The sequence below is a fragment of the Xenorhabdus budapestensis genome (genome assembly GCF_002632465.1).
In the GTDB taxonomy this organism is placed as follows: domain Bacteria; phylum Pseudomonadota; class Gammaproteobacteria; order Enterobacterales; family Enterobacteriaceae; genus Xenorhabdus; species Xenorhabdus budapestensis.
The window spans coordinates 99,827-124,414 of sequence record NZ_NIBS01000008.1 but is presented as its reverse complement, the minus strand read 5'-3'; the positions used below and the strand labels follow the sequence as shown (position 1 = coordinate 124,414).

Sequence of the window (24,588 nt, the reverse complement as noted above, 5' to 3'; positions counted from 1 at the left end):
TTAAATCGGTTGAATAATGTTTTTCCTGTTTATTCTGAATGCATGGTTGTCGAACCCAGCTTTTCCAGTCAATGCAAGATCGGCACATGCTTTTCCAAATAATGGCGCAAATTTAAATGTCCAACCACCTAATGATAAGACAATATTTTGGTATTGATCATATTGCTTAGGTATAAAATCTAATACTGCTGTATTATCAGGTAGATCAGCATGTAATGCTCTTGCCATATCAATAGGTGTGGTATCAACTCCTCTCATATAATTAATGACAAAATCTCTGGTTATATCAATATCTAATTCCTTCGGTGCAAAACTTCTGTCATCCACATCATAAAATTTATGTGAAGCCCAATCTACGGCAAGACGAATAAAATCTTTGCGTGCAAATTCATAACTGGGAAAACCATAGAAAAGATTACTGTAACCATTTTTAGGATTCTCAAATTGGAAGAACATTGGATAGTTTCTTTCCGGAATTTCTCCTGTTAATTTGTAGTATGAGAAACACATATCCCAAATGATATAATTTATTTTTATTCCCAGTGATTGAGGTAATATTTTATTAGTAAAAGCATTAGAGGTAATGACTATTTTATCAGCTTTATAGTTACCATTAACTGTCATAATAGTGACACCATCATGGCGGCTGGAGATCTTATTCACTTCAGTATATTCAAGGACGGTAACATTATCTGATTCTTTTAAATACTGCCCCAGTTTCCTTATAATATGTTTGACATCTATAGTAGCATTATCCGGGCTATATAAACCCATATAATCTTCCGGTAGATTTTTGAATGGATATTTTGTTTCTAATTCTTTTTTTGTTAGTATTTCATACCTTTTATTAAGTTTCTTTAAGACCTTTATTGGCCCGAACAGAGTGCCCTGCGGCGTATCACCGGTTGACACACCAAAATTGAGTAATCCGTTCATATACATGAATTTAGAATCTAGTTCTTCTTCTAACTCATGATAAAGTTTCCCAGCACTAAAGGATAATGTGGCATGTTCAAGATCATCATAAACCGTTCTCCACATTCTGACATGTCCTGCTGAGCTTGAATCTTGTGTGCCTAACGTATTTCTCTCTATGAGCAAAATATTTTTCTTGGCCTTAGCTGCATAATAAGCTGTACACAGCCCAATAATTCCTCCTCCTATAACACAAATGTCATATTTTTTATTATTAATGTATCCGCTTTTATTTACTGTGGCTTCTTGTTCATCTTTGCCTAAAGCAGAAACATTTATTGCTGCTGTTAATAGTGCTGCTGATTTCGTAAAATCATATCGACTCATCTATATTCTCCAATTTTATTCATTGTTAAATTTTTACTATTACCAATCATAAAACCAGACACAGATTGCACACTAAAAACAAACACTATCATCCATAATGCGATTTTCTATGAATAAGTACATCATTAATTATGAATGATGACGGACTACTTTATATTGATAGGAATATCTCTTTCATTTGAAAATATATTAATTATATAAATTAATTATCTTCCTAAATAATATTCTTTATCTAACCATTCCGGCCAATTCAGATAAAAAATTTCTTGTAGTAGCCGCTCGGCTACACAAAATGCTCCTTCAGTCCAACCCTGATCTCCTGAGTATGCTTCTCCTATAATATGTATAGATTCATTTTTTATTGGGTGCCTCATAAAAGGCATGACTTCTTCTACTGATACACCGACTTGCCAGGCATGATATCCGCCTCCGTATGGATCTTGAGACCAATCTTTGATCCTTGCGATATAAGGTGGTGGAATATCTATACCATGTAATTCTTTAACTTGAAGCATTGCTTCTTCGACTAAATGTTTAGGAACGGGATCACCGGGCAGGGGAAACTCTTTAATTTTCTCTTCTGAAACTATAGTGGTTTCACGAGGTTCATAGATAAATTTTTTATCTTTTATTCGCATTAGCGCTTTCCAGAATGTGACTGTCCTCATATCGTTATAGCTGGATAAAAATAATGAATGAGAATTTTTTTGATCCGTACCAAAATAGTAACATTGTCGGATAGATAAATCAGTGATTGATACTCCTGATTTGGTTTTAAACTGTTTAGTCCACCAAGGATATTCGAATCCCATTAATAATTTTAGTGCTGGTTCAGAAATAACCGCGTCAATATTTTTATGTAATTCTTTGGATAAATGTTTATCAAAGAAGAAATTTTGTTGATCTAAGAGATTAAGAGAACGTTTTGGCATTGCCAGGATAATAATATCAGCGTTTACTGTCCAATAAGTTTGACTATTTTCATTCCTAAATTTTAATGAATAACGACGGCTCCCTTTATTATTGCGTTTAAAGGTGATTAAGGTATTCTTTAGCCAAAGTTTAGCACCATTTTGGTTTGTATAATCTTTTGCTAAAGCATAAGCTAATTGATCATATCCATTTTTAATGGTTCGATATTCTGTATCAGCTTGTGTAAAGTCTCCTACCATGTAAGACATGGATTCAGCAGCATTCCAATTAATCGTATTTGAATAATATCCTCCGGCATCAGCTAAAAAATTGTAACCTTCTTGTCCGACCTGATCTTTAATTAAATTCCAAAATCCAATGTCTTTGACTTTCATTCCGTGATACGGGCTTCCTTTTTTGAGATAAATTATATTCTTTTTAATAACATCCCATTGGCGCAGGCTTATTTTAAATTTAAAGTCATATTTATTTGTTTTTTCAATAAGATCACCATAATTTTCTCTGAACCAGGGATCTGCAATTAAAACGTCATATATAACTTTATTAAATAATTGAGAGGCACTATGACCTTTACTATTATCGTCCAGGAAGTAACGAGTTTTTAAAATCTTATCCTTATTTTGCATTTTAGACCATGCATCAGCTCTGAAACGTTGCCCTCGTAAATAGAAAAAATTATTTGGTGTATCATTCCTTGGAAATGGTTCGTAATTTAATTTAAAAACATCTTCAATTAGAGATGCTGTAATTTTTTGTGAAGAGAGGTAACGCATGCCACCTAATTCACTGATGATATCCATACCAGGTAAGTTAACCGAGAGTAATCTTCCTCCCACAAGATCATTTAAATCAAATATATGAGCGGTAGACGGGGGATGAGAATTGGCTGAATATTGGCCGTTTAACAGGCGATATCCTGCATATAAGCCAGATACACCAGCACCGATAATTGCTATATCAATTGATAATTCGTCTTGAGTATCAACACTATGAGGAATTTGACTCATTTCAATTCTTTTGTCTTTTTTCATAGGATATCTCTCTTAATTAAGATAAATAGTATTTCCCCTGAATCATTTTTTAATACCACCTGTGAGATTTAATAATTTTTCAGATTTTTTTAATAATGGAGAGTGTATCTTAGATTACCTCCTGCTATGAACAAGAACATAAAAAAACTGTAACTTGAAAGGTAACGGATATAATTATTCTATACTCGTGAGCATAATATATTTTTTATAAATGCTAAAGTAACTGGATTAATCTGATTATTTAGATTGTATGTGATTGTTTCTTTATTTAATTGTGGTTAGGAATATTTGTTTAGACAATAATATTTTTATTTTTTTATAAAAAGTAATTCAGAATAATAAAGTTACATACTATAAATTTTAAGATATAAACAATAAGGTTGTAAAAAGTTATCGACGTTGTTGCCAAATTCTTCTAAAGTATACTCATCTAAGATTCTCCAATGTTTTGTTTTCTCTGAAAAATTTTGATCATACCTCAGAAATTTAGTTCTTTTCTTAAACGATTTCAGATGAATAGGAGAAAGATTATTATAATGAAGCAGGAAACGAAAATGAAACCTATATCTGTCACGATCCTAACGGGCTTTTTAGGATCAGGTAAGACAACATTATTGCAGCATATTCTTAATACTGAACATGGCTATAAAATTGCTGTAATTGAAAATGAATTTGGTGAAGTACCTATTGATAATGAATTGATTGGAGATAGGGCAACTCAGATTAAGACGTTAAGCAATGGTTGTATTTGTTGCAGTCGCTCAAATGAGCTGGAAGATGCTTTACTGGATTTATTGGACGGCATTGATAAAGGTCAGTTCATTTTTGATCGGCTGGTTATCGAGTGTACAGGGATGGCTGATCCTGGCCCAATTACTCAAACATTTTTTTCCCACGAAATTTTGTGCCAGCGTTTTTTACTGGATGGCATTATTACATTGGTGGATGCAGTACATGCAGAGCAACAACTGGATCGTTTTTCCATTGCGCAGGCACAGGTTGGATATGCCGATAAAATTTTATTAACAAAAACGGATGTTGCCTCAGAAAATGATGCACTGACTGAACGGTTACAGAGAATTAATGCCAGAGCACCAATTCATAAAGTGGTACATGGCGAGGCTGACTTAAGTTTGTTGTTCGAGCTGGAAGGTTTCATGTTGAATGATAAACTGACTGTTTCAGTACCGACTTTTCGCTTCGTGCCTGAACAGCAAAACAGTATCCAATCTGTTGTTGTCAATCTGACTCATCCTGTTGAATTTAATAAAATTTCAAATCTGATGGAAGAGTTGTTACTGAGTTTTGCTGACAGTTTATTGCGTTATAAAGGTATCCTTGCCATTCAAGATGAGCCACGTAGATTGCTGTTTCAGGGAGTCCAACGTCTATATAGTGCAGATTGGGATCGCGAGTGGCGCAATGATGAACAGCGGCATAGTGTATTGGTTTTTATTGGAATAGATCTACCAGAGCAGAAAATCAGGGAAAAATTTGCGCAATTATAGTTGATACCTGTTTTATGTTTAACTGGATAGCCAAATTGAGATACGGGTTTTTCATTTAACTTAAAAAATGAAGGGAATCTCCCTTCATTTTTTAAGTTACCTCTTTGTTGGCTTAACTCATTCATTCCAGTGATACGCTCTGCAATGTACCCGGAAGTGCCACCTCAATTTGATTTGAACTCTATTGGGTATTGGCATAAATTTGCTACTCATATTTAAATACAAATTTATGTTATATATATGAACGCTGAAATTTAAGTTTTTATAAAAAATAAAGTAATAATTTAACAAACATAAAACAACAAATATAAATAGAATTTATCATACGTTAAAAATCATATTTACGTTACAACGAAATTGTCTATTCTGTTTACTTGCAATCTCCACGAGAAGGGCAGTGGAGATTGTTGCAATAACAGGTTATGTTAGTGAAAACAAGAAAAATAAATAAAAATTTACTTAGAGTGTGTCTCCCAAATTTTGGAAAAGCGTTTTACATTACTGGCCGTGTAAATCACTGTATGTGAAATGTTGCGATGCCCCAGATAATCTTGAATTAAACGAGTATCACGACCGAGGTCTGCAAGTGCATAGCCGCAGGCGTGTCTTAACATATGGGGATGCGGAGAAACGCTGACCGCGGCCTTTTTTCCATAACGTTTCAGTAACCCATAAACTTGTTGTCGTGAAACAGCCCCTGATTTTTGGGAAAGAAATACCCATGGTGAATCAGCTTCCCGCCATTTTTGGCGTACATCCAACCATTTTTTAAGCGCTTCAATTTCTTCAGGGATCAAAGGATGTGTTGTTGATAGACCACCTTTTAAACGTCTTATATGAATAATTGCTGAATTTAAATCGAGATCGGATAAACATAAATTACACAGCTCACTGACCCTAAAACCATGAATAAAACACATCAATAGCATGCAATAATCTCGTTCAGCATGACGTCCTTGTTTTGTTTCTGCCAAAATTGCATCTATTTCATATCGGGTTAAAAATTTGCGTTGCTTCATGAAATTATCATTCCTATTACATCAGATAGATTAGTTGTAAATAACGGGGCTATTTAAACTAATCGGATACAACAAACTATCAGAGCTTTTGAACATAATTGGATAAATACCAGGTTAATATAATTAGAAAACAGGAAATAAAAAAATTTGCTGCTTCTGTTCATCGTTGTTTTAATGAAAATATTTATTTAAATAGTGTAAATATTTGTTATGTAACCCTCGTGAATAGAATGGGCTAATCATAGAAAGAATTCCACAAGGAATACTGATTGATTAAATTTAACTACTAAACATCTGGCTGAATTTTATTTTTAGTTTTTTATTCTTATATTGTCCTTTTATGGTGTAATGATTTCGTCTTTTTACTGCATTTACTGGAAAAAGTAAATGATTTATCTAATTAGAGTGAAATGTGTACTTTTTTGTATGCAAAATATCTACTTAAAGAGTTGTGCTCATTATTATTCGGATGTAAATTTTAAATTTTTTGTTTATACGATATTTTATTTTTATTATTTATTTTATTTGTGTTTAATATTCTTATTTGATGTAAATAATGAAGGTGTGATGGTATTTAAAACAACCGAATTAACATGAATAAGTAAATTGTAATGTTATGTTATTATTTGAAATAATGCTATTTTATTGCTAATTAAATAGTAATACTTTCCTATTTTTATTTGAGCTGTGAAGATTTATTGAATAAATATTAATTATGGTTAATTAAAAAAGATTTCATCATTGCGATAATTATTGATTGCGTTATGTGTTTATTGTGGGACTTTGATGATGTACAGACCTTCCACAATAGAAAGGTCTTTAGCATAAGTAAACCTTAATGATAAGCCGTTCCGCAGCTGATTTTTATCACATCAGGAAAAGGCCAGAAAAGGAGAGATACATAGCAAGATCCCTGTGAAGATGATCAAGATTAGTGATACTCTTTTGTAGTGATAGAGGCTGGGGACCTTGTAAACCAGATAAGCAGGAATAAGGCAGCCGACGATACCAAATATCGGACTACAGATAGATGTGAAACTTAAAACTGGTGCATTCAGAATAATCGCTCCCCATGCTAATAAAATAGCAAATACTATGATGCCTTTTTGCACCCATTTTTCATTGATTTTTGCTGTTGGCATTAAGCGGCTGAGAATATTCATGGCTATTCCCTGACTGGCTTCTCGAAAACCGAGGTAGACACCGAAGAAGGCAGTCATGACAGCGAAGACATTGAGTGTAATACTGACTAAAATGACCCAGCCACCGGGGAAAAATTGTGCGGCAATCGCTAGTGCGGAAATATTCTGTTCATAAGCTTTGACCGCTTCATCATGTCCCATCGCCAGCGTGAAAGAAACAGCATAGAAAAACACCGTACAAAACAGGATACTAAAGGCGATATTCATAGCCCGTAGTGCCTTATAACGGGCAACTTCACGATTTTTTTCATGATTGCGATAAGAAATGACCATCGGACTTAGTGTCTGGATAAACAGAATGGATGTGAGTGTAAAAGGGAGAGTGATAATGGCCTTTTTTATCAGCATGGAGAAAGGAGGTAATGCACCGATATTGTACAGATGCCACATGCCGATCATGGAAAGCCCCAATGCGGCAACAACAAATAATTTTATCAGTACCATCAGACTGGATAGTTTAAATAATAATCGTTCACTGCGGGAAGAGAGCATCACCAGAATACAGATTAAGGTTAATCCATAAAAAGGGTTTTCGGATAACAATTTGCCGGTAATACCAAAGGTTTGCAGATATGAGGCGCTATCGTTGGTAATCGCAGTGGAGTAAACAAACAGCCAGATCACCAGCATAATAAAGTAGAGCACACCTAAAAAAACGCCCCAATTTTTACCGAGATAGCCGCTGATCACGCTGGGATAATCTTTACATTCAGATGATTCAGCAAGTGTATTGATGAATAGGCGTTGAAAAAGATACATGGCAGGATAGCCAATAACTGAAGAGAGCAGGAAGACCCACAATCCCATCAAACCAACCTGTACCGGAAGGAAAACAATACCAGCACCGATTGCCATGCCGATACTCATGATGACCCATCCCATGTCTATGCCACCAAATTTTGTGGCTTGTTTCCATTCTGCTTCCGTCATATTAGCTCGTTTGGCAGCCAAAGAAGCGTGGGACATGACATCATTACTTTTTGTTGCTGTTTTCATAATAGCTCTCGCTTACATTTTTGGTGCTGTAATAGGTGTCGAATAAGCACAGAGAAAAACGTATCACATAAACACCGAAGAACGATTTGTTCAGAAAATTTGTTCAAAAAATGAATTGTCGTGTGTTGATATTAAAGAATTCTATGAGGAAAAATTTTCCTAAAGACTCCATTTAATATGACTTTTTAAAGAATTATTTTTACATAAAGGAAAAATTGATATTTGTTATTCTCTCTTTATGCCAGGGCGTTGTGATTGTTCGTAATATTGAAAATTAAAACAATTGGAGAGGAAAGCGATGTGATTCACCACATTCATACTTGCTCAAAACACCCTGTCAGTATTAAATCCTTTTTATTGTCTGCATTATGATGTAATTTAGAATATTAATCTAGTTTTTTTCTTGCATTACTGTCAGCAATGGATAAAAAGCAATCCATCTTAATGGTCATCTGGATGGTCATATAGTGTATTTATTCATCTTTATCTTTTGCTTGGATTTAATAAATTTGTATATAAAGAGTTATTTAATTATATCTTTTTTATTTTATATTTTAATAATTACAGATTAAATTAATTACGCGTGGATTCACCCAATATGTGGGATGGTTTTGGAAAGATAGCTAATGTTGACGGTAAATTGCATCAGTTTGGCAGGAAGGCAGAGAGTATTATTACTGCCTCAATTCCTTTTGGTATAAGATGCCCTTGAAAAAGGTTTGGCAGAACGGGATAAACTTTGTATGGGCTGGAAGTGGTGGTATGGTGTTTTCTGTGTTGTCATTTAAATTATAACTTATCTTATTATTTAAATTTTCAGGTTGCCAATTTAATATAATGTTTCGAATTATATGATATTGTTATAGAGATATTTTGTATAGGTCGAATTTTAATATCTTAATCTATGTTTCACTATAGGGATTGAACACGGCTGATAAAGCCGTGTTTTATTTCATAGACTTTTCCTATAATAAAACTTATTATTTGACTGCTTCATCTTAGTCTTATCGTCTGTATAAATCCGGTCTATTCCAGGCAGAAACCAATAAGGTAATATGAAGGGTATAGCTTATCTGGCAGGCATTTAACTAAAAACTCTCAGGAAGACATAATAATGAAAATTAAACTCACTTTAGCTTCACTTTGCTTCGCTTCACTCATGTTGAGCGGGTGTGCGACGGAGTCGTCATCGACTCTTCAGGTGCAAAAAGTTTCTTCATATAACACCACCTACAAAGGAATTCGTAGCCCTATTGCGGTAGGTAAATTTGAAAACCGCTCAAGCTATCAAAATGGCATTTTCTCTGATGGTATCGATCGTTTGGGTAACCAATCAAAAACTATTCTGGTGACTCATTTACAGCAAACTGGTCGTTTTAATGTGCTGGAGCGTACTAACATGGCTGAATTGAAAACAGAGGCCGGGTTACAAGGCAAAGCACAGAAGCTGAAGGGAGCTAATTATGTTATCACTGGTGCTGTTACTGAATTCGGCCGCAAGGAAGTAGGTGACCATCAGTTATGGGGCATTTTGGGACGGGGAAAATCACAGATTGCCTATGCAAAAGTGATGCTGAACGTTGTGAATGTTGAAACGTCTGAAGTTGTTTTCTCTTCAGCGGGAGCAGGGGAATATAAATTATCCAGCCGCGAAATTATTGGCTTCGGTGGTGCATCTGGTTATGACTCTACTCTGAATGGCAAGGTGTTGGATTTGGCGATCCGTGAAGCTGTTAATGACCTTGTGTCTGGTATTGAAAGTGGTGAATGGAAACCAACGAACTAATATTCTAATAACTAATAATACATAGGGAAAACTTTTTAATGTTTTTGATGAAAAAGACGGGAATGCTGCTGGGCATATTATTATTGGCCGGATGTGTGCAGGCACCTAAAAACATTTATGAATGGGGTGAATATCAGCCAACAGTTTACCAATATTACCAACAGGATAAGACCGGGCCACAAGAGCAGATCCAGGCATTGCAAAAAGTCATTGAACAAGCCAGAGCCAAAGACAAACCCGTTCCTCCCGGGCTGCACGCTCAAATGGGGTTGCTCTATAGTAAAATAGGCAATATTGAAGAAGCCTTTCAGCAGTTTGAAATAGAAAAGAAATTATTTCCTGAATCCGCACAGTATATGGATTTTCTGCTGAATAAAGATAAGGGAGTGAAATGATGAACCGTTTTTGGGGCGCAGTCGGCGCTTTATTATTGCTGGTATTGACAGGATGTGCCAAGCAGACACCTTACGATTATAGTGCATTGAAGGAAAGTGACCCTAAATCGATACTGGTTCTGCCTGCTGTGAATAAATCCGTGGATGTGAAGGCGGCTGGCAGTGTGGTTTCTCAAGTCACTTATCCGTTGGCGGAATCAGGATATTATGTTTTTCCTGTCGCGGTTGTCGAAGAGATATTCCGGCAGAATGGTGCAGTAGATGCGCAGGATATCCACAATATCAGCTATAAAAAGCTACATGATATTTTTGGTGCGGATGCAGCGCTTTATCTGGATGTCACAGAATACGGTACACAATATCAGCTCATTAGCAGTGATACCCGCGTGACAGCGAAAGCTCGCCTGGTTGATCTGCGGACTGGTAAACAAGTGTGGAGTGGTGTAGCGACAGCTTCTACCGCAGAAAATCGTAACAATGGCGGTGGTGGAATTATTGGTATGTTAGTGTCTGCGGCTATTGAGCAAATTGCGAACACTGTGATGGATAAAGGCCACGATATTGCAGGCATTACCAGCAATCGTCTGTTGAGTGCAGGAGGATATCAATATGGCCACCTGCTGTATGGGCCGCGTTCAGAACATTATCGTAAAGAAAAACTAGAATAATTTTAAAATGCCGCAGACAATAACTGCGGCATTTTTTACTGTCATTTTTACAACTAACTTTTACAACTATAGTTTTGCAGTTAAACACGATTAAACATCTAATCGTTTGGTTTGCCATTTCTTAGATTTCCAGCGCCAGGCGTTTACCAGCCCTCGTATCCATTCATCGCAGAAAAAGCCAATCCAGATCCCCAGGATCCCCATCTCCATGGTAATTCCCAGAAAATAGCCAACAGGGATAGAAATACCCCACATGAAGAGCAGAGCAGTACAAAGCGGGAATCTGGCATCACCGGAAGCACGCAGGGCATTGACCATGACGATATTAAAAGTACGCCCCGGCTCCAGAAATACAGACAGCAGGAATAAAGGCAGCAGAAGCTCAATGATCTTTTGGTCTTCTGTCATCAGGCCAAGGAGCGGTTCCCGGAAAATCCAGAAAAATAATACGACACCAACTGTGACAACAACGCCGATTTTCAGACTGTTTATCCCACGGATATAGGCATCTTCAAAACGTTTTGCTCCGACAAGATGGCCGACCATAATTTCATTACCGATACTGGTGGAGATACCAAACAGCATGATGAACAGCGATAATTGAAAATACAGAGTCTGTGCAGCCAGAGAAGTTTCACCCATCAAACCGATAAAAGCCTGTGCGGTCATATATTGTAATATCCACACCAGGTTTTCACCGGCAGCCGGTAAACCGATATGCAGGATTTTGCCAAGCATATTCTTTGACCAGCATATCAGTAATTTCGGGGACAGCTTGATTCTTAAACCATAAAATAACAATCCGCAGAGGAGAATAACAGCAACCGTACGACCAAATACCGTAGACCATGCCACGCCTTCCAGTCCATATTTAGGTAGACCAAAGAACCCGTACAGGACAATCATATTACCGACAATCGTCAGCAGATTGGCAATCAGGGTGACATACATGGCAGATTTTGACTTACCATAAACCCGCAGACAAGCAGCCAAAATAATTGAAATTGCTTCCGGTATCAGGCAGATACCTAAAATATGCAGATAAGCAAATCCATCCTCCATCAGGTTTTCTGGCAGATTCATGATGCGCAAGATTTTATAGCCGAAGAAAATCGTCACCAAGGCACAACTAAAACCCAACACAAAATTAAAGGCGATGGAAATATGGATCGCCTGACTGGCTTTATCTCTTTTTCCTGAGCCGAGATATTGTGCAATTACAACGCTGCAACCAACACTAATGAAATTAAAGATCGTAATGAACAGATCAAAAACATGATTACCAACCCCCATAGCAGCTAAGTAAGCCGAAGAAATATGGCTGACCATATATGTATTGATTAGCAACGTCGCCATATGAAGAAAAATATCGATGAAAATCGGCCAGCTCAGTGAAAAAAGCGAACGATCTGTAACATCAGATTGATGCATTATAAAACCTATTAATTAAATTGAATGGTCTTTTGTGGTGTGAAATACCCAGAAAGTATCTATGATTTTACTTGGTTTACTGGTTGATTGGTAGACAAAATGCGTTATTCCCCGATAGTGATGAAGTAAAAACTTTTATTATAAATATTCACTGATTTCCTGTTTTTCCTTAAGACTGCCAATAGGGGGATTGGCAACAAAATTCATGATTATGACTTGATTCTCATCCCCGATTCACCAGATAATCCTTTGCCTCAAAATATCTCACCATTTTTTACCTCAAAAGCCAAACGATTGCGTATGGAAATGGCTGGACTAATAAGCTCAGCATTTTTGAGATTATCAAATGACGTAATCGTTTTCGTCGGGTAAGAGGGGAAAAATGGTGAGGAATCGGATAGATATTCAACATATTGGCAGGGGATAAACATGTCTGGCACGCAGGCACCAACTCAATGCAAACTTGATAAGTATTTTAAGATAACTGAACGCGGAAGCTCGATACGTCAGGAAATTCTCGCTGGATTAACCACATTTTTGGCGATGGTTTATTCCGTTATTGTTGTGCCAGGTATGCTTGGACAAGCCGGATTTCCCCATACCGCAGTATTTATTGCTGTATGTTTAGTTACAGGGGTTGGCTCATTATTGATGGGATTATGGGTTAATTTACCGATGGCAATTGGCTGCGCAATCTCACTGACGGCCTTTACTGCTTTCAGTCTGGTATTGGGGCAGCAGGTCAGTATTCCTGTCGCATTGGGCGCTGTTTTCCTGATGGGATGTCTGTTCACAGTTATTTCCGTTACTGGTATTCGCGCTTGGATATTACGCAATATGCCAATGGGGATAGCTCATGGAGCAGGTATCGGCATCGGATTATTTTTGTTACTTATTGCAGCAAATGGCGTTGGACTGGTGATTAAAAATCCCCAGGCGGGGTTGCCGGTTGCTTTTGGTTCGTTGACCGCTTTCCCTGTAATAATGACCTTGCTAGGGTTAGCGGGGATTATCGGACTGGAAAGGAAAAAAGTTCCCGGTGGTATTTTGCTGGTTATTATCGCTATTTCAATTATTGGCCTGATTTTTGATCCGGCAGTGAAATATCAAGGATTTTTTAAATTGCCAACGTTGGGGGAAGACGGGCTTTCTTTGATGTTTAGCATGGATATTATGGGGGCTTTACAGCCTGTTGTATTACCGAGTGTTCTTGCACTGGTGATGACAGCGATATTTGATGCTACAGGCACTATCAGGGCTGTAGCAGGGCAGGCCAATCTGTTGGATAAAAGAGGGCAGATTATTAATGGCGGTAAGGCGTTAACGGCTGATTCGGTCAGTAGCATTTTCGCCGGAGCAATTGGCTCTTCTCCTGCTGCCGTTTATATTGAATCCGCAGCAGGAACCGCAGCAGGAGGAAAAACAGGGTTAACCGCAGCGGTTGTCGGTATCTTATTTCTGCTGATATTATTCCTTTCTCCATTATCATACCTGGTTCCTTCATATGCGACAGCGCCTGCTTTGATGTATGTCGGGTTGTTGATGTTGAGTAACGTACGCAAGCTGAATTTCGATGATGTTGTCGATGCAATGTCAGGATTACTGTGCGCTGTATTTATCGTTCTGACTTGTAATATTGTTACTGGTATTATGCTGGGGTTTGGTGCCTTGGTTGTTGGACGTGTTTTTTCTGGTGAATGGAGCAAACTGAATATCGGTACGGTAATTATTGCTATTGCATTGGTGGTATTCTACGCTGGCAACTGGGCCATTTAATTAAAAGGATACTCAAAAGATTATGCGCAAACGATTAAAGTTTGCGCGTGTATTTCCAGGTTAGATAATTTTTAAAATCTGTCAAATTTTCGACAAAATTCCGTAGATAAGTATAAAATAGACAAATGACTTGCTGGTCATTGATTCACAATATGATTGTTTTTTGTTTTTCCAGAATAACTTCAATTTTTGCGGTTATTAGCGCTGTTATTACAAGAAAAAAACAGTCACAATCTCTTCACCGACGGATTTTTGGCAATTTGTAAGGGTAACATGGAAATATTCTTTACTATCTTGATCTTGATTTTGGTGGTGTCAGTTTCTGGTGTTCTTACTAAAGTGATCCCATTCCGTGTCCCTTTGCCGATAGTGCAAATAGCAATGGGGGCATTGCTGGCCTGGCCTCATTTTGGTTTACACGTTACTTTCGATCCTGAATTATTCCTCGTTTTACTTATCCCTCCTCTATTATTTGTTGATGGTTGGAAAACACCGACCAGAGAATTTTTTCAACATGGGCGTGAAATAGTTATTCTGGTTTTAGTATTGGTCCTGGTGACAGTTGTCGGCATTGGTTATTTGATTTACTGGTTACTGCCGAGTATTCCACTCATTGCTGCATTTGCTCTGGCAGCAGTGTTGTCACCAACTGACGCAGTTGCATTATCTTCGATTGTTGGGAAAGGGGGTATTCCTAAAAATATGATGAGCGTGCTGGAGGGTGAAGCATTGATGAACGATGCTTCCGGTCTGGTTGCTCTGAAATTTGCCGTGGCAATTGCTATGGGGACAATGGCATTTACCGTCACGGGTGCAACATTCGAATTTTTTAAAGTGGCTATTGGCGGCTTGGCGTCGGGTATTGCTGTCACCTGGTTGTACAGTAAATCACTACGATTGATGAGTCGCTGGAGTGGTGATGATCCTGCCACTCAAATCATGTTTATGATGTTATTGCCATTTGCTTCTTACATGATTGCTGAGCATATTGGTTTCTCCGGTATTCTGGCCGCAGTTGCTGCGGGTATGACTATCAGTACGGCGGGAGTGATCCGCAATGCGCCTTTGGATATGCGTTTGCGTGCTGATAACGTATGGGGAATGTTGGCGTTTGTGTTCAACGGCCTGGTATTCATCATGCTGGGCTTACAGTTGCCGGGGATTTGGGAGACGTCTGTTGCTCAGGCAGAACTTGATCCACATGTTGAAACCTGGATGCTGTTCGCTGTGGTAGGTATCATTTATGCTGCGTTGGTACTGCTGCGATTCTGCTGGCTATGGTTGATGAAAAATACCAGCAAGGTATTGATGAAGAAAAAACCGCTGGAATTTTCAACCTACACTACACGTGAATTGTTGCTGGCTTCGTTTGCTGGTGTCCGCGGGGCAATTACTCTGGCTGGTGCTTTATCCGTACCTCTTTTCCTGCCGGATGGCGATCCATTCCCTGCTCGTTATCAGTTGATCTTTATTGCCGCAGGTGTGATTCTGTTCTCTCTGTTTGTTGGCGTTATTGCTCTGCCGTTATTGCTGAGAGGCATGAAAGTGGGAGACAAACAGTCTGGTTTCAATGAAATCAGAATGGCGAAAGCGGCGATGGCTGAAGTTGCGATTGTCAGTATGAATAAAATGGAAGAACGTCTGTCTGTCAGCACTGAAGAAAAACTGGATGCCGAAGTGATTAGTGAGGTCGCTTCCCGAGTCACCGGTTATTTGCGACGCCGTACTGCCGGGACTGATGAGGGTGAACACAGCTTGTTGGTTGAAGATCTGGAGCGGCGTTTCCGCCTGACGGCGTTACGGGCTGAGAGGGGAGAGCTATATCACTTGCGTGCAACTCGTAAGATTAGTAATGAAACGCTACAGTCGCTCCTGCATGACCTGGATTTGCTTGAAGCGCTGTTGGTAGGTAAATCTCAATAAAAATATGTGGCTATTAACAATTACAACACTTTTGTGGGCCGCTTCATTCAGCCTGATTGGTGCTTATCTCGCCGGTCAGGTTGATAGCTGGTTTTCTGTTCTTGTCAGGGTAGTGTTAGCTGCTCTGGTATTTCTGCCATTTCTGCGTTGGCGTGGGTTATCACTGAAAGTCATTGCACTGTATATGGCAGTGGGAGCTTGTCAGTTAGGTGTGATGTATTTGTTTGTATTTCATGCCTACCACTATCTGACGGTAGCAGAATTTTTGCTGTTTACGGTCATGACTCCACTGTATGTCACATTAATATACGATTTGATGGGACGCCAACCGCTGCGTTGGGGCTATGCACTCAGTTCGTTACTGGCTGTGGCGGGAGCTGCGATTATTCGTTATGACCGGTTAAGTGAATCCTTCTGGATTGGTTTAATGTTGGTGCAATTGGCAAATATTTTCTTCGCCATTGGTCAAGTTGGTTATAAACGTTTGATGGAAGTGTATCCGATACCACAGAGAATCGCATTTTCGTGGTTCTATTTAGGCGCTTGTGTTGTTGCAATTATCGGCTGGCTAATGTTTGGCGATCCACAGAAACTGCCGACAACCCAATTACAATGGGGAGTTCTGATCTGGTTAGGAGTAGGGGCTTCCGGTATTGGCTACTTTATGTGGAATTATGGCGCAACCCAAGTGGATGCCGGAACACTGGCGATTATGAATAATATGCTGGTTCCGGCGGGGTTATTGGTCAATTTTGTAATTTGGCAGCAGCATCCAAATTGGTTGGGCTTTACCATTGGAGGCAGCCTGATTGTTGCGTCGCTTTGGGTGCATCATCGTTGGATATTGAGACCCGCTTCACAAACGGCAAATTATCCACTGCGTGCTGACGCGCAGAACGAATAAATGTGTCAATAGTCGGTTGGCGTTGCTCCCCTTTACGGCAGGCTGCGTACAACCGGCTCCATAACCCTTCTCCCAATGTCTGAGTGACAACTAATCCTTGTCTTTCGAATGTTTCCACCGCCCAATGAGGCAATGCTGCAATACCTAAACGGGCGGCCACCATTTGAATTAGTAATAACGTGTTATCGACGGTTTTCAAGGTCGGAGTAACATCTGCTGGTTCAAGAAAACGTCTCCAGATATCAAAACGTTGCCGTTGAACCGGATAAATCAGCAAGGTTTCGGGGGAGAGATCCTGTGGCTGGATATCCCGCTGATTAGCCAATGGATGATCCGGTGCAACTACCAGTTTCACTTCATAATCAAACAACGGCGTATAGTGCAGTTTACTGTCTGGAATAATGTCGGATGTCAGTACAATATCCAGCTCTCTCTGTTGCAGCGCCGGCTGTGGATCAAAAGTTACCCCGGATTTAAAATCCACATTGACCTGCGGCCAGCTTTCCTTAAAACGCTTAAGTGCAGGAGTGAGCCACTGAATACAGCTATGACATTCAATGGCAATACGCAAGTTAGTCTCTTGCGGCTCATTGCACTCGTGTAGGGAGGCTGTGATCATAGGCAAAATTTGTTCTGCCAATCTTAGTAGCACTTCACCTTGATGAGTCAGTTTCAGGGGCTGACTTTTACGAATGAAAAGCCTATATCCCAGCCGATGCTCCAGTTCACTGAATTGGTGTGAAAGAGCCGATTGTGTTTGATGCAGATGATTTGCTGCTGCTGCCAACGAACCACAGTGATTTAATGCTTGCAGTGTTTTTAAGTGTTTTATCTCGATCATGAAAAACCTTCAAGTTGATTATGAATAATTTGCGCTTGTGGTTTATACATTACCTGTTGATTATAGAAGTGTAAACATCTAGACGGCTAAAATTTGCGGGTGACAACATGACAGTTTTGAATCATACATTAGGTTTTCCACGTATCGGCTTGAAAAGAGAGCTAAAAAAAGCACAAGAAAACTATTGGGCAGGTAAAATTTCTCAACAAGAATTGCTGGAAACAGGGAGTGAATTACGTGCACGTCACTGGCAACAGCAAAAAGAGGCAGGTGTGGATTTAGTTCCTGTTGGTGATTTTGCTTGGTATGACCAAGTATTGACGACCAGTTTGCTGTTAGGGAATGTACCTCCTCGCCATCAAAATAAAGATGGAAACATTGATTTAGATACACTATTCCGTATTGCTCGTGGTAGGGCTCCTACAGGTACTCCGGCTGCTGCATCAGAAATGACCAAATGGTTTAATACCAATTATCACTATATTGTGCCCGAATTTCAGCAGGGCCAGGAGTTCAGGCTCGGATGGCCTCAATTACTGGATGAAATTGATGAAGCATTAGCATTGGGACATAAAGTGAAGCCTGTTTTGTTGGGGCCAGTGACTTACTTATGGCTTGGAAAGGTGAAAGGAAAAGCTTTTGATCGCCTCTCACTGCTGGAGGATATTCTGCCGGTATATCAGCAAATTCTGGCTGAACTCGCAAAACGTGGTATCGAATGGGTACAGATCGATGAGCCTGCGTTGGTACTGGAACTACCAGAAGATTGGCTGGCAGCATTCCCGGCAGCTTATCAGGCACTCCAGGGGCAGGTTAAATTATTGCTGACAACGTATTTCGATAGCATCAGCCATAATCTGGAAACCATTAAGGCACTGCCGGTACAAGGTTTGCATGTTGATTTGGTGGCAGGGCAGGACTCTCTCAATGAATTGGAAAAATCTTTACCGGAGTCATGGCTGCTTTCGTTGGGAGTTATTAATGGACGCAATGTCTGGCGGGCAGATCTGAGTGCGAAATATGAACTTATTGCACCGTTGGTGGGCAAACGAGATATCTGGGTCGGTACTTCTTGTTCATTGCTGCATAGTCCGATTGATTTGAATGATGAAACCGGATTGGATGAAGAAGTTAAGAGCTGGTTTGCTTTTGCACTACAGAAATGTACCGAGTTATCTCTGTTGTCTCAGGCAATAAACGCACCTGAAGGCAGTAAACAGACCGAATTGAATAAATTGGATAGTTATAGTGCTCCAATTCGTGCCCGTCGTAGTTCCACAAGAGTGAACAACCAGGCTGTGGCTGAACGTCTTGCTAAGATCCAACCACAAGACAGTGAGCGCAATCAGGTTTATTCAGAGCGCGCCAAACTTCAGCGCCAACGGTACAAATTACCTTTGTGGCCAACAACAACCATCGGTTCTTTCCCACAAACAACAGAGATCCGTGGCTTACGTTTAGATTTCAAGAAAGGCCGTGTTGATGGTAATCATTATCGCATCAATATTTGTGAGCACATTAAACAGGCGATCAATGAACAGGAGCGACTGGGATTAGATGTACTGGTGCATGGTGAAGCTGAACGCAATGACATGGTGGAATATTTCGGTGAGCATTTTGACGGTTATGTCTTTACTCAGAATGGTTGGGTACAAAGCTATGGTTCCCGTTGCGTAAAACCACCGGTAATTATCGGAGATATCAGCCGTCCAGAAGCGATTACGGTCGATTGGGCAACGTATGCACAATCTCTGACTGATAAACCAGTAAAAGGCATGTTAACAGGGCCGGTGACCATTCTTTGTTGGTCATTCCCAAGGGAAGATATCAGCCGGGAAACCATTGCTAAACAGATTGCACTGGCTTTGCGTGATGAAGTGGATGATTTGCAGGAAGCGGGTATCGGCATTATTCAAATTGATGAACCGGCATTACGTGAAGGCTTACCGCTGCGCAGAGAAGAGTGGCAGGAATATCTGGATTGGGCGGTGGATGCTTTTAAACTGAGTGCAGCAGTGGCGAAAGATGATACACAGATCCACACTCATATGTGTTATTGCGAGTTCAATGACATTATGCCTTCCATTGCGGCGTTGGATGCGGATGTCATTACTATTGAAACCTCCCGTTCAGATATGGAATTGCTGGATTCATTTGAAGATTTCTCATATCCGAATGAGATTGGGCCGGGCGTGTATGATATTCACTCACCTAATGTGCCGAGTGTTGAATGGATTGAAGCTTTATTGCGCAAAGCTGCCGAGCGCATTCCTGTTGAACGCTTATGGGTTAACCCGGATTGTGGTTTAAAAACCAGGGGTTGGACAGAAACCCGCCAGTCACTGGCGAATATGGTTGAAGCGGCAAAACGTCTGCGTGATTCAGTGAACGACTAAATTAATTTGAGCAACAAGTTGCCCACCACACTAGATAAGCGTGGTGGGCGAGTTGATTTTCTTGGTGAGCCAATTATTGTTTTGGCAATTAGTGTATTATTGGCAATTTATACGCTAATGCCCAAAGTTAACAAGCATGAGGTAATTGAACATCTGGAAAATAGCTTAAAGATGGCAGGTGTTATTCTGTTGGTTACTGGTGCTGGTAGCGCTTTGGGTGCAGTATTACATGAAAGTGGAACCATGTAAGTCGTCGTAATGGCGCTCTGTAAAGGGCGCTTTTCTTTATTCTGGATATTCCAAATAAAATCCTCATTACTTTAATTAAGACTTCAAGTTTTGGTACAGCTTGTAACAAGAACTTTGACTGACATACCATGCACATTTATCACCAATAATACAGATTGAAACGGGGTTTTATGGTGGAATTTTACATTCCAATTATTGGATTGGGAGTGGCGGTATTTACGCTGATTTTTCTGGTTTTACGTACTCGTATTCATGTACTTCTTGCCATGTTAATTGCTGCGGTTATCGCAGGAGTATCCGGTGGTTTAACCATGAGCAATGTCGTTGAGGTTATTGCTAAAGGGTTTGGTTCGACATTGGGCAGTATTGGTATTGTGATCGGATTGGGAAGCATGATGGGGCGAATATTGGAAGCCTCTGGTGCAACTGAACAAATTGCCTATAGCTTGATCAAGTGGTTAGGTAAAAAGCGCGAAGAATGGGCGCTGGCAATCACGGGTTATATCGTCAGTATTCCTATATTTGTTAATTCGGCTTTTGTGATCCTCTATCCTCTGGTGAAAGCATTGGCGAAGAAAGGCAAACGGAATGTACTGACGTTAGGAGTAGCATTGGCCGGAGGGCTGGTGGTGACTCACCATATTGTTCCACCAACACCGGGGCCGCTTGGTGTGGCCGGAATATTCGGAGTAAGCGTAGGTAAAGTGATGCTGGTGGGTATGATACTGGCTATCCCATGCGTTATTGGTATTACCTGTTATGCCAAATGGTTAGAGACTAAATATCCTGAATATCAGCTTGTTGAGACAGAAGAAAATCTGCGACAAATTCATCAAAGTTATATGGAAGATAAATCGAACACGCCATTACCAGGATTATTTATTTCTCTTTTGCCTATTGTTGTGCCTATCGTGCTGATTTTCATTAATGTTGTGAATGGATTATTGTTGAAAACGGCTCTATTTATCGGTAAGGAAAACCATTTTTACTTTCAGGTTTTTAATTTTCTTGGATCACCCATTATCGCTCTGGCAATCAGTGTATTGCTGGCGGTTTATAAGCTCATGCCAAATGTTAGTAAACAAGAGGTTATTGAACATTTGGAAACCGGGTTACAAACCGTGGGTATTATTTTATTAGTGTCAGGTGCAGGAGGGGCGCTGGGAGCTGTATTAAATGAAGGTTCAACCGGGACAATACTGGCACAATATATAGCCAGCCTGCCAATAACTCCTGTCTTGATCCCATTTATCATTGCGACGTTAATACGCATTATTCAAGGCTCTGGTACTGTGGCAATGATTACAGCGGCGTCTATTTCAGCGCCTGTTATTAAACAGATACCGGATATTAATATGTTGGTGGCTGCTCAGGCTGCAATGATGGGAACACTGTTCTTCAGCTATTTTAATGATTGTTTTTTCTGGGTAGTTAACCGGATGATGGGTATTAAGGATGTGAGGCATCAAGTGATCGTCTGGTCGATTCCGACAACAATTGCATGGGGAATTGGACTGTGTGGCATATTGCTTCTTAACTTAATCTTGTAAATGATCCAACGGCGCTCTGTGAAGAGCGCTTTTTTGTGATTATTCTTCGAATATTATTTCCATTTCGGCTCTATACTCACCGTATTATTCATCACACATAAATGTGATATTAGTCACGATTTAATGTATGCGTTTCTTTAGTCGATTAACTAAAGGTGACTTTCATCGCCAAAAAATGTCAGAGTATTCATTAAGTTTAGGCATCTGTATTTTGAATTATTCCTGTTGAGGAGCCAATATGTCTGATGTATTTCATTTAGGTATTACCAAAAACGACTTACAGGGCGCAACTCTGGCTATTGTTCCAGGCGATCCTAACCGTGTTGAGAAAATTGCAAGATTGATGGATAACCCAGTTCATCTGGCTTCTCATCGTGAATTTACAACATGGAGTGCCAAAATTGATGGTAAGCCAGTTGTTGTCTGCTCCACGGGTATTGGTGGCCCATCAACGTCAATTGTTGTAGAAGAATTGGCGCAATTGGGTGTACGCACTTTCTTACGTATTGGTACAACTGGGGCGATCCAGAAGAATATTAATGTAGGTGATGTGTTAGTGACTACTGCCGCAGTTCGTCTGGATGGAGCTAGCCTGCACTTTGCTCCGATGGAGTTCCCGGCTGTGGCTGATTTTGAATGTACCAATGCACTGTATGCAGCAGCAAAAGCATCAGGTTCCACAACTCACGTCGGTGTGACCGCTTCTTCTGATACTTTTTATCCAGGACAGGAGCGTTACGATACCTATTCTGGTCGTGTTGTCCGTCGCTTTCAGGGCTCTATGAAAGAGTGGCAGGAAATGGGGGTGATGAACTTTGAAATGGAATCAGCGACTTTGTTGACAATGTGTGCAAGTCAGGGACTGCGTGCTGGTATGGTTGCGGGTGTGATTGTTAACCGTACTCAGCAGGAAATTCCAGATGTTGAATTGCTGAAAAAAACAGAAAGTAATGCATTAGGCATTGTTGTAGACGCGGCTCGTCGTCTGTTGTAATCACTCTATTCACGGGCCGGAATATTCTGGCCCGATCACCTAAACTTTCTGTTTTCTCCACTTTATTTCATTCTGAAATCTGATAATGTCATAACATTTTGCATTAATAACAACCTATTTCAATTACAGTTTGTTGCGATAACAGTCTGTTCCAATAACGTGTACTTCAATAAGAAAGAGTGATTATGACCACAACATTTCTATCTCACCCCTCATTACTTCCTTTGAATGGCGGGATCAACTTCCGTGATTTAGGCAATAAAACACTGAACAATGGTTCTAAGATTAAGTCAGGTTTGTTATTTCGTTCAGGCTCTCTGGACATGTTGACTGATAACGATCAGGCTTTTTTGATGGAACAAAATCTTTTCCAGATCATTGATTATCGTGATAGTAGTGAAATTGAGGACAGGCCAGATCAGGTGTGGCGTGGAGCGAATTACCATCATGCTCCGGCTAATCCGCTTTCCAAAGAAGTTGATGCTAATCTGGAGAGGCTGAGTCATGAAGCGTTGGAACAGTTTGATGCGAAAGATTTTATGTTGCGTCTGTATCAATTGTTACCAATTAATAATCCTGCTTATAAGACATTAGCTAAGCTATTGCTACAGCCTGAGAAAGGTGGAATTGTACAACATTGTGCTGTGGGTAAAGACAGAACAGGTGTCGGCTCTGCTCTGGTATTGTTTGCTCTGGGGGCAGATCTGGATACAGTGATAGAAGACTATTTGGTGACAAATATCACTCTGGCACCGTATCGTGAATATCTATTGAATGAACATGCAAAAGTGATGAGTGATAGTGTGGTTGAAAAATTGGCTTATGTGTATTCAGTCAGGGAAGAATTTTTGATGATCGCACTGAACAGTATCAATGGACACTATGGTAGTGTGGATATCTGGTTGGAAAAAGACATTGGGCTCAATATTGCAGATCGTGAAAAATTGCAAAGTTATTTCCTCGAATAAATCTATTTTTTGGAATGAATTTTTTTGAACAAAAAAATAGCAGGTTAGTATCGATTGATTAATTTGTTGCTAACCTGAAATCCGGTAAAGATTAACACAGGAAAGATTAATGTGAGCCTGCATGAAATCATCGAAGTCATCACCAATTTTGTAAAAAATCATGAAGTATGGGCAATCCCTATTATTTTCTTGCTCGCTTTTGGTGAATCTCTGGCATTCATTTCTCTGTTATTGCCAGCCACGATCATCTTGTTGGGGCTGGGAGCTTTGATTGGTGAGAGTGGATTAAATTTTTGGCCGATATGGATAGCCGCTGCCGCAGGAGCCTTCTTTGGTGATTGGGTTTCTTATCTATTTGGTTACCATTTCAAGGAAAATGTCGGCAAAATGTGGCCGCTTTCACGCCATCCACAAACATTGGTTCGTGGCCATCAATTTTTTGAACGCTGGGGTGTGTGGGGCGTTTTCATTGGCCGCTTTTTTGGCCCTTTAAGAGCGGCAATCCCATTGGTGGCAGGTATTTGTGCGATGCCAAAACGCCATTTCCAGCTTGCTAATTTCACTTCTGCGCTGATTTGGGCATTTGGTATTTTAGCTCCGGGAGCTTTTGGAATACGTTGGTTAGCAGAGTGGATGGGTTAATTGCGAGCCGCTTTGCAAACTGAAAGAAATCCGGTGAATAATCTGGACATCTATACAGCCTCTATTTAACTTAC

The 24,588-nt window shown here is 39.8% G+C and carries 19 protein-coding genes and 1 pseudogene; 14 read left to right on the top strand and 6 right to left on the bottom strand.

Annotated features, from left to right (window positions below):
• Entirely contained in the window at nucleotides 1-1,302 is a 1,302-nt protein-coding gene (locus Xbud_RS09665; RefSeq protein WP_099135866.1) for an FAD-dependent oxidoreductase, read from the bottom strand.
• 206 nt (nucleotides 1,303-1,508) lie between these two features.
• Nucleotides 1,509-3,266: a flavin monoamine oxidase family protein gene (locus Xbud_RS09660; protein ID WP_211283512.1), complete on the bottom strand. Its 1,758-nt coding sequence runs from the start codon at nucleotides 3,264-3,266 to the stop codon at nucleotides 1,509-1,511.
• A gap of 554 nt (nucleotides 3,267-3,820) precedes the next feature.
• On the opposite strand from Xbud_RS09660, the gene yjiA reads away from it, so the two are divergent.
• The gene (gene yjiA, locus Xbud_RS09655; RefSeq protein ID WP_099135865.1) at nucleotides 3,821-4,774 is read left to right on the top strand and encodes a GTPase; all 954 of its coding nucleotides are present in this window, start codon (nucleotides 3,821-3,823) and stop codon (nucleotides 4,772-4,774) included.
• A 455-nt stretch (nucleotides 4,775-5,229) separates the two neighbouring features.
• On the opposite strand, the gene Xbud_RS09650 is transcribed toward yjiA, so the two are convergent.
• Both Xbud_RS09650 and Xbud_RS09645 read right to left on the bottom strand, forming a co-directional pair.
• Complete coding sequence (locus Xbud_RS09650) at nucleotides 5,230-5,793, bottom strand: tyrosine-type DNA invertase (protein ID WP_099135864.1); 564 nt, start codon at nucleotides 5,791-5,793, stop codon at nucleotides 5,230-5,232.
• 872 nt (nucleotides 5,794-6,665) lie between these two features.
• Nucleotides 6,666-7,991 carry an SLC5/6 family protein gene (locus Xbud_RS09645; RefSeq protein ID WP_099135863.1) on the bottom strand — a complete coding sequence of 442 codons (1,326 nt, stop codon included), beginning with the start codon at nucleotides 7,989-7,991 and terminating at the stop codon, nucleotides 6,666-6,668.
• Between the two features lie 1,114 nt (nucleotides 7,992-9,105).
• Between Xbud_RS09645 and Xbud_RS09640 the strand changes: the two genes are divergently transcribed.
• The 3 genes from Xbud_RS09640 to Xbud_RS09630 are packed head-to-tail and all read left to right on the top strand — an operon-like array spanning nucleotide 9,106 to nucleotide 10,840.
• The gene (locus Xbud_RS09640; protein WP_099135862.1) at nucleotides 9,106-9,777 is read left to right on the top strand and encodes a CsgG/HfaB family protein; all 672 of its coding nucleotides are present in this window, start codon (nucleotides 9,106-9,108) and stop codon (nucleotides 9,775-9,777) included.
• 38 nt (nucleotides 9,778-9,815) lie between these two features.
• Nucleotides 9,816-10,172 carry a DUF4810 domain-containing protein gene (locus tag Xbud_RS09635; protein WP_099135861.1) on the top strand — a complete coding sequence of 119 codons (357 nt, stop codon included), beginning with the start codon at nucleotides 9,816-9,818 and terminating at the stop codon, nucleotides 10,170-10,172.
• A complete protein-coding gene (locus tag Xbud_RS09630) occupies nucleotides 10,172-10,840 on the top strand; it encodes a DUF799 domain-containing protein (RefSeq protein ID WP_099135894.1) in 669 nt (222 codons plus the stop codon). The genes Xbud_RS09635 and Xbud_RS09630 overlap by 1 nt, the downstream gene beginning before the upstream one ends.
• Before the next feature lie 90 nt (nucleotides 10,841-10,930).
• Here the strand turns inward: Xbud_RS09630 and Xbud_RS09625 are convergent, their stop codons facing one another.
• Complete coding sequence (locus tag Xbud_RS09625) at nucleotides 10,931-12,271, bottom strand: MATE family efflux transporter (protein WP_099135860.1); 1,341 nt, start codon at nucleotides 12,269-12,271, stop codon at nucleotides 10,931-10,933.
• Between the two features lie 429 nt (nucleotides 12,272-12,700).
• Here Xbud_RS09625 and Xbud_RS09620 point away from each other — a divergent pair, with 429 nt between their 5' ends.
• The 3 genes from Xbud_RS09620 (at nucleotide 12,701) to Xbud_RS09610 (ending at nucleotide 16,874) form a co-directional block, all read left to right on the top strand.
• A complete protein-coding gene (locus tag Xbud_RS09620; RefSeq protein ID WP_099135859.1) occupies nucleotides 12,701-14,047 on the top strand; it encodes an NCS2 family permease in 1,347 nt (448 codons plus the stop codon).
• A 273-nt stretch (nucleotides 14,048-14,320) separates the two neighbouring features.
• Nucleotides 14,321-15,970, top strand: a complete 1,650-nt coding sequence (locus Xbud_RS09615) for a Na+/H+ antiporter (protein ID WP_099135858.1) — start codon at nucleotides 14,321-14,323, stop codon at nucleotides 15,968-15,970.
• 4 nt (nucleotides 15,971-15,974) lie between these two features.
• Complete coding sequence (locus Xbud_RS09610) at nucleotides 15,975-16,874, top strand: carboxylate/amino acid/amine transporter (protein ID WP_099135857.1); 900 nt, start codon at nucleotides 15,975-15,977, stop codon at nucleotides 16,872-16,874.
• Here Xbud_RS09610 and metR read toward each other — a convergent pair.
• Nucleotides 16,759-17,715 carry an HTH-type transcriptional regulator MetR gene (gene metR / locus Xbud_RS09605; RefSeq protein WP_145956622.1) on the bottom strand — a complete coding sequence of 319 codons (957 nt, stop codon included), beginning with the start codon at nucleotides 17,713-17,715 and terminating at the stop codon, nucleotides 16,759-16,761. The two genes, Xbud_RS09610 and metR, sit on opposite strands and share 116 nt — an antisense overlap.
• A 107-nt stretch (nucleotides 17,716-17,822) precedes the next feature.
• Here metR and metE point away from each other — a divergent pair, with 107 nt between their 5' ends.
• The 7 genes and pseudogenes from metE (at nucleotide 17,823) to Xbud_RS09575 (ending at nucleotide 24,514) form a co-directional block, all read left to right on the top strand.
• Complete coding sequence (gene metE, locus Xbud_RS09600) at nucleotides 17,823-20,111, top strand: 5-methyltetrahydropteroyltriglutamate--homocysteine S-methyltransferase (protein WP_099135856.1); 2,289 nt, start codon at nucleotides 17,823-17,825, stop codon at nucleotides 20,109-20,111.
• A 6-nt stretch (nucleotides 20,112-20,117) separates the two neighbouring features.
• Nucleotides 20,118-20,339 (top strand): annotated as a pseudogene (locus tag Xbud_RS09595) (GntT/GntP/DsdX family permease); the annotation flags it as partial.
• A complete protein-coding gene (locus Xbud_RS21325) occupies nucleotides 20,314-20,370 on the top strand; it encodes a hypothetical protein (protein ID WP_422645771.1) in 57 nt (18 codons plus the stop codon). The pseudogene Xbud_RS09595 and the gene Xbud_RS21325, both read left to right, overlap by 26 nt.
• A 160-nt stretch (nucleotides 20,371-20,530) precedes the next feature.
• The gene (locus tag Xbud_RS09590) at nucleotides 20,531-21,910 is read left to right on the top strand and encodes a GntP family permease (RefSeq protein WP_099135854.1); all 1,380 of its coding nucleotides are present in this window, start codon (nucleotides 20,531-20,533) and stop codon (nucleotides 21,908-21,910) included.
• Nucleotides 21,911-22,148: 238 nt separating this feature from the next.
• Nucleotides 22,149-22,904 carry a uridine phosphorylase gene (gene udp, locus Xbud_RS09585; protein ID WP_099135853.1) on the top strand — a complete coding sequence of 252 codons (756 nt, stop codon included), beginning with the start codon at nucleotides 22,149-22,151 and terminating at the stop codon, nucleotides 22,902-22,904.
• Between the two features lie 185 nt (nucleotides 22,905-23,089).
• A complete protein-coding gene (locus Xbud_RS09580) occupies nucleotides 23,090-23,872 on the top strand; it encodes a tyrosine-protein phosphatase (RefSeq protein ID WP_099135852.1) in 783 nt (260 codons plus the stop codon).
• A 111-nt stretch (nucleotides 23,873-23,983) separates the two neighbouring features.
• Nucleotides 23,984-24,514: a DedA family protein gene (locus Xbud_RS09575; RefSeq protein ID WP_099135851.1), complete on the top strand. Its 531-nt coding sequence runs from the start codon at nucleotides 23,984-23,986 to the stop codon at nucleotides 24,512-24,514.
• The last annotated feature ends 74 nt before the right edge of the window (nucleotides 24,515-24,588 follow it).

Bases quoted from the DNA above. Each gene is read 5' to 3' on its own strand.
- yjiA (WP_099135865.1), top strand. From the start codon at position 3,821: ATGAAACCTATATCTGTCACGATCCTAACGGGCTTTTTAGGATCAGGT.
- udp (WP_099135853.1), top strand. From the start codon at position 22,149: ATGTCTGATGTATTTCATTTAGGTATTACCAAAAACGACTTACAGGGC.
- Xbud_RS09620 (WP_099135859.1), top strand. From the start codon at position 12,701: ATGTCTGGCACGCAGGCACCAACTCAATGCAAACTTGATAAGTATTTT.
- metR (WP_145956622.1), bottom strand. From the start codon at position 17,715: ATGATCGAGATAAAACACTTAAAAACACTGCAAGCATTAAATCACTGT.
- Xbud_RS09590 (WP_099135854.1), top strand. From the start codon at position 20,531: ATGGTGGAATTTTACATTCCAATTATTGGATTGGGAGTGGCGGTATTT.
- metE (WP_099135856.1), top strand. From the start codon at position 17,823: ATGACAGTTTTGAATCATACATTAGGTTTTCCACGTATCGGCTTGAAA.
- Xbud_RS09630 (WP_099135894.1), top strand. From the start codon at position 10,172: ATGAACCGTTTTTGGGGCGCAGTCGGCGCTTTATTATTGCTGGTATTG.
- Xbud_RS09610 (WP_099135857.1), top strand. From the start codon at position 15,975: ATGTGGCTATTAACAATTACAACACTTTTGTGGGCCGCTTCATTCAGC.
- Xbud_RS09635 (WP_099135861.1), top strand. From the start codon at position 9,816: ATGTTTTTGATGAAAAAGACGGGAATGCTGCTGGGCATATTATTATTG.
- Xbud_RS09660 (WP_211283512.1), bottom strand. From the start codon at position 3,266: ATGAAAAAAGACAAAAGAATTGAAATGAGTCAAATTCCTCATAGTGTT.
- Xbud_RS09665 (WP_099135866.1), bottom strand. From the start codon at position 1,302: ATGAGTCGATATGATTTTACGAAATCAGCAGCACTATTAACAGCAGCA.
- Xbud_RS09625 (WP_099135860.1), bottom strand. From the start codon at position 12,271: ATGCATCAATCTGATGTTACAGATCGTTCGCTTTTTTCACTGAGCTGG.
- Xbud_RS09640 (WP_099135862.1), top strand. From the start codon at position 9,106: ATGAAAATTAAACTCACTTTAGCTTCACTTTGCTTCGCTTCACTCATG.
- Xbud_RS09650 (WP_099135864.1), bottom strand. From the start codon at position 5,793: ATGAAGCAACGCAAATTTTTAACCCGATATGAAATAGATGCAATTTTG.
- Xbud_RS09615 (WP_099135858.1), top strand. From the start codon at position 14,321: ATGGAAATATTCTTTACTATCTTGATCTTGATTTTGGTGGTGTCAGTT.
- Xbud_RS09645 (WP_099135863.1), bottom strand. From the start codon at position 7,991: ATGAAAACAGCAACAAAAAGTAATGATGTCATGTCCCACGCTTCTTTG.
- Xbud_RS09580 (WP_099135852.1), top strand. From the start codon at position 23,090: ATGACCACAACATTTCTATCTCACCCCTCATTACTTCCTTTGAATGGC.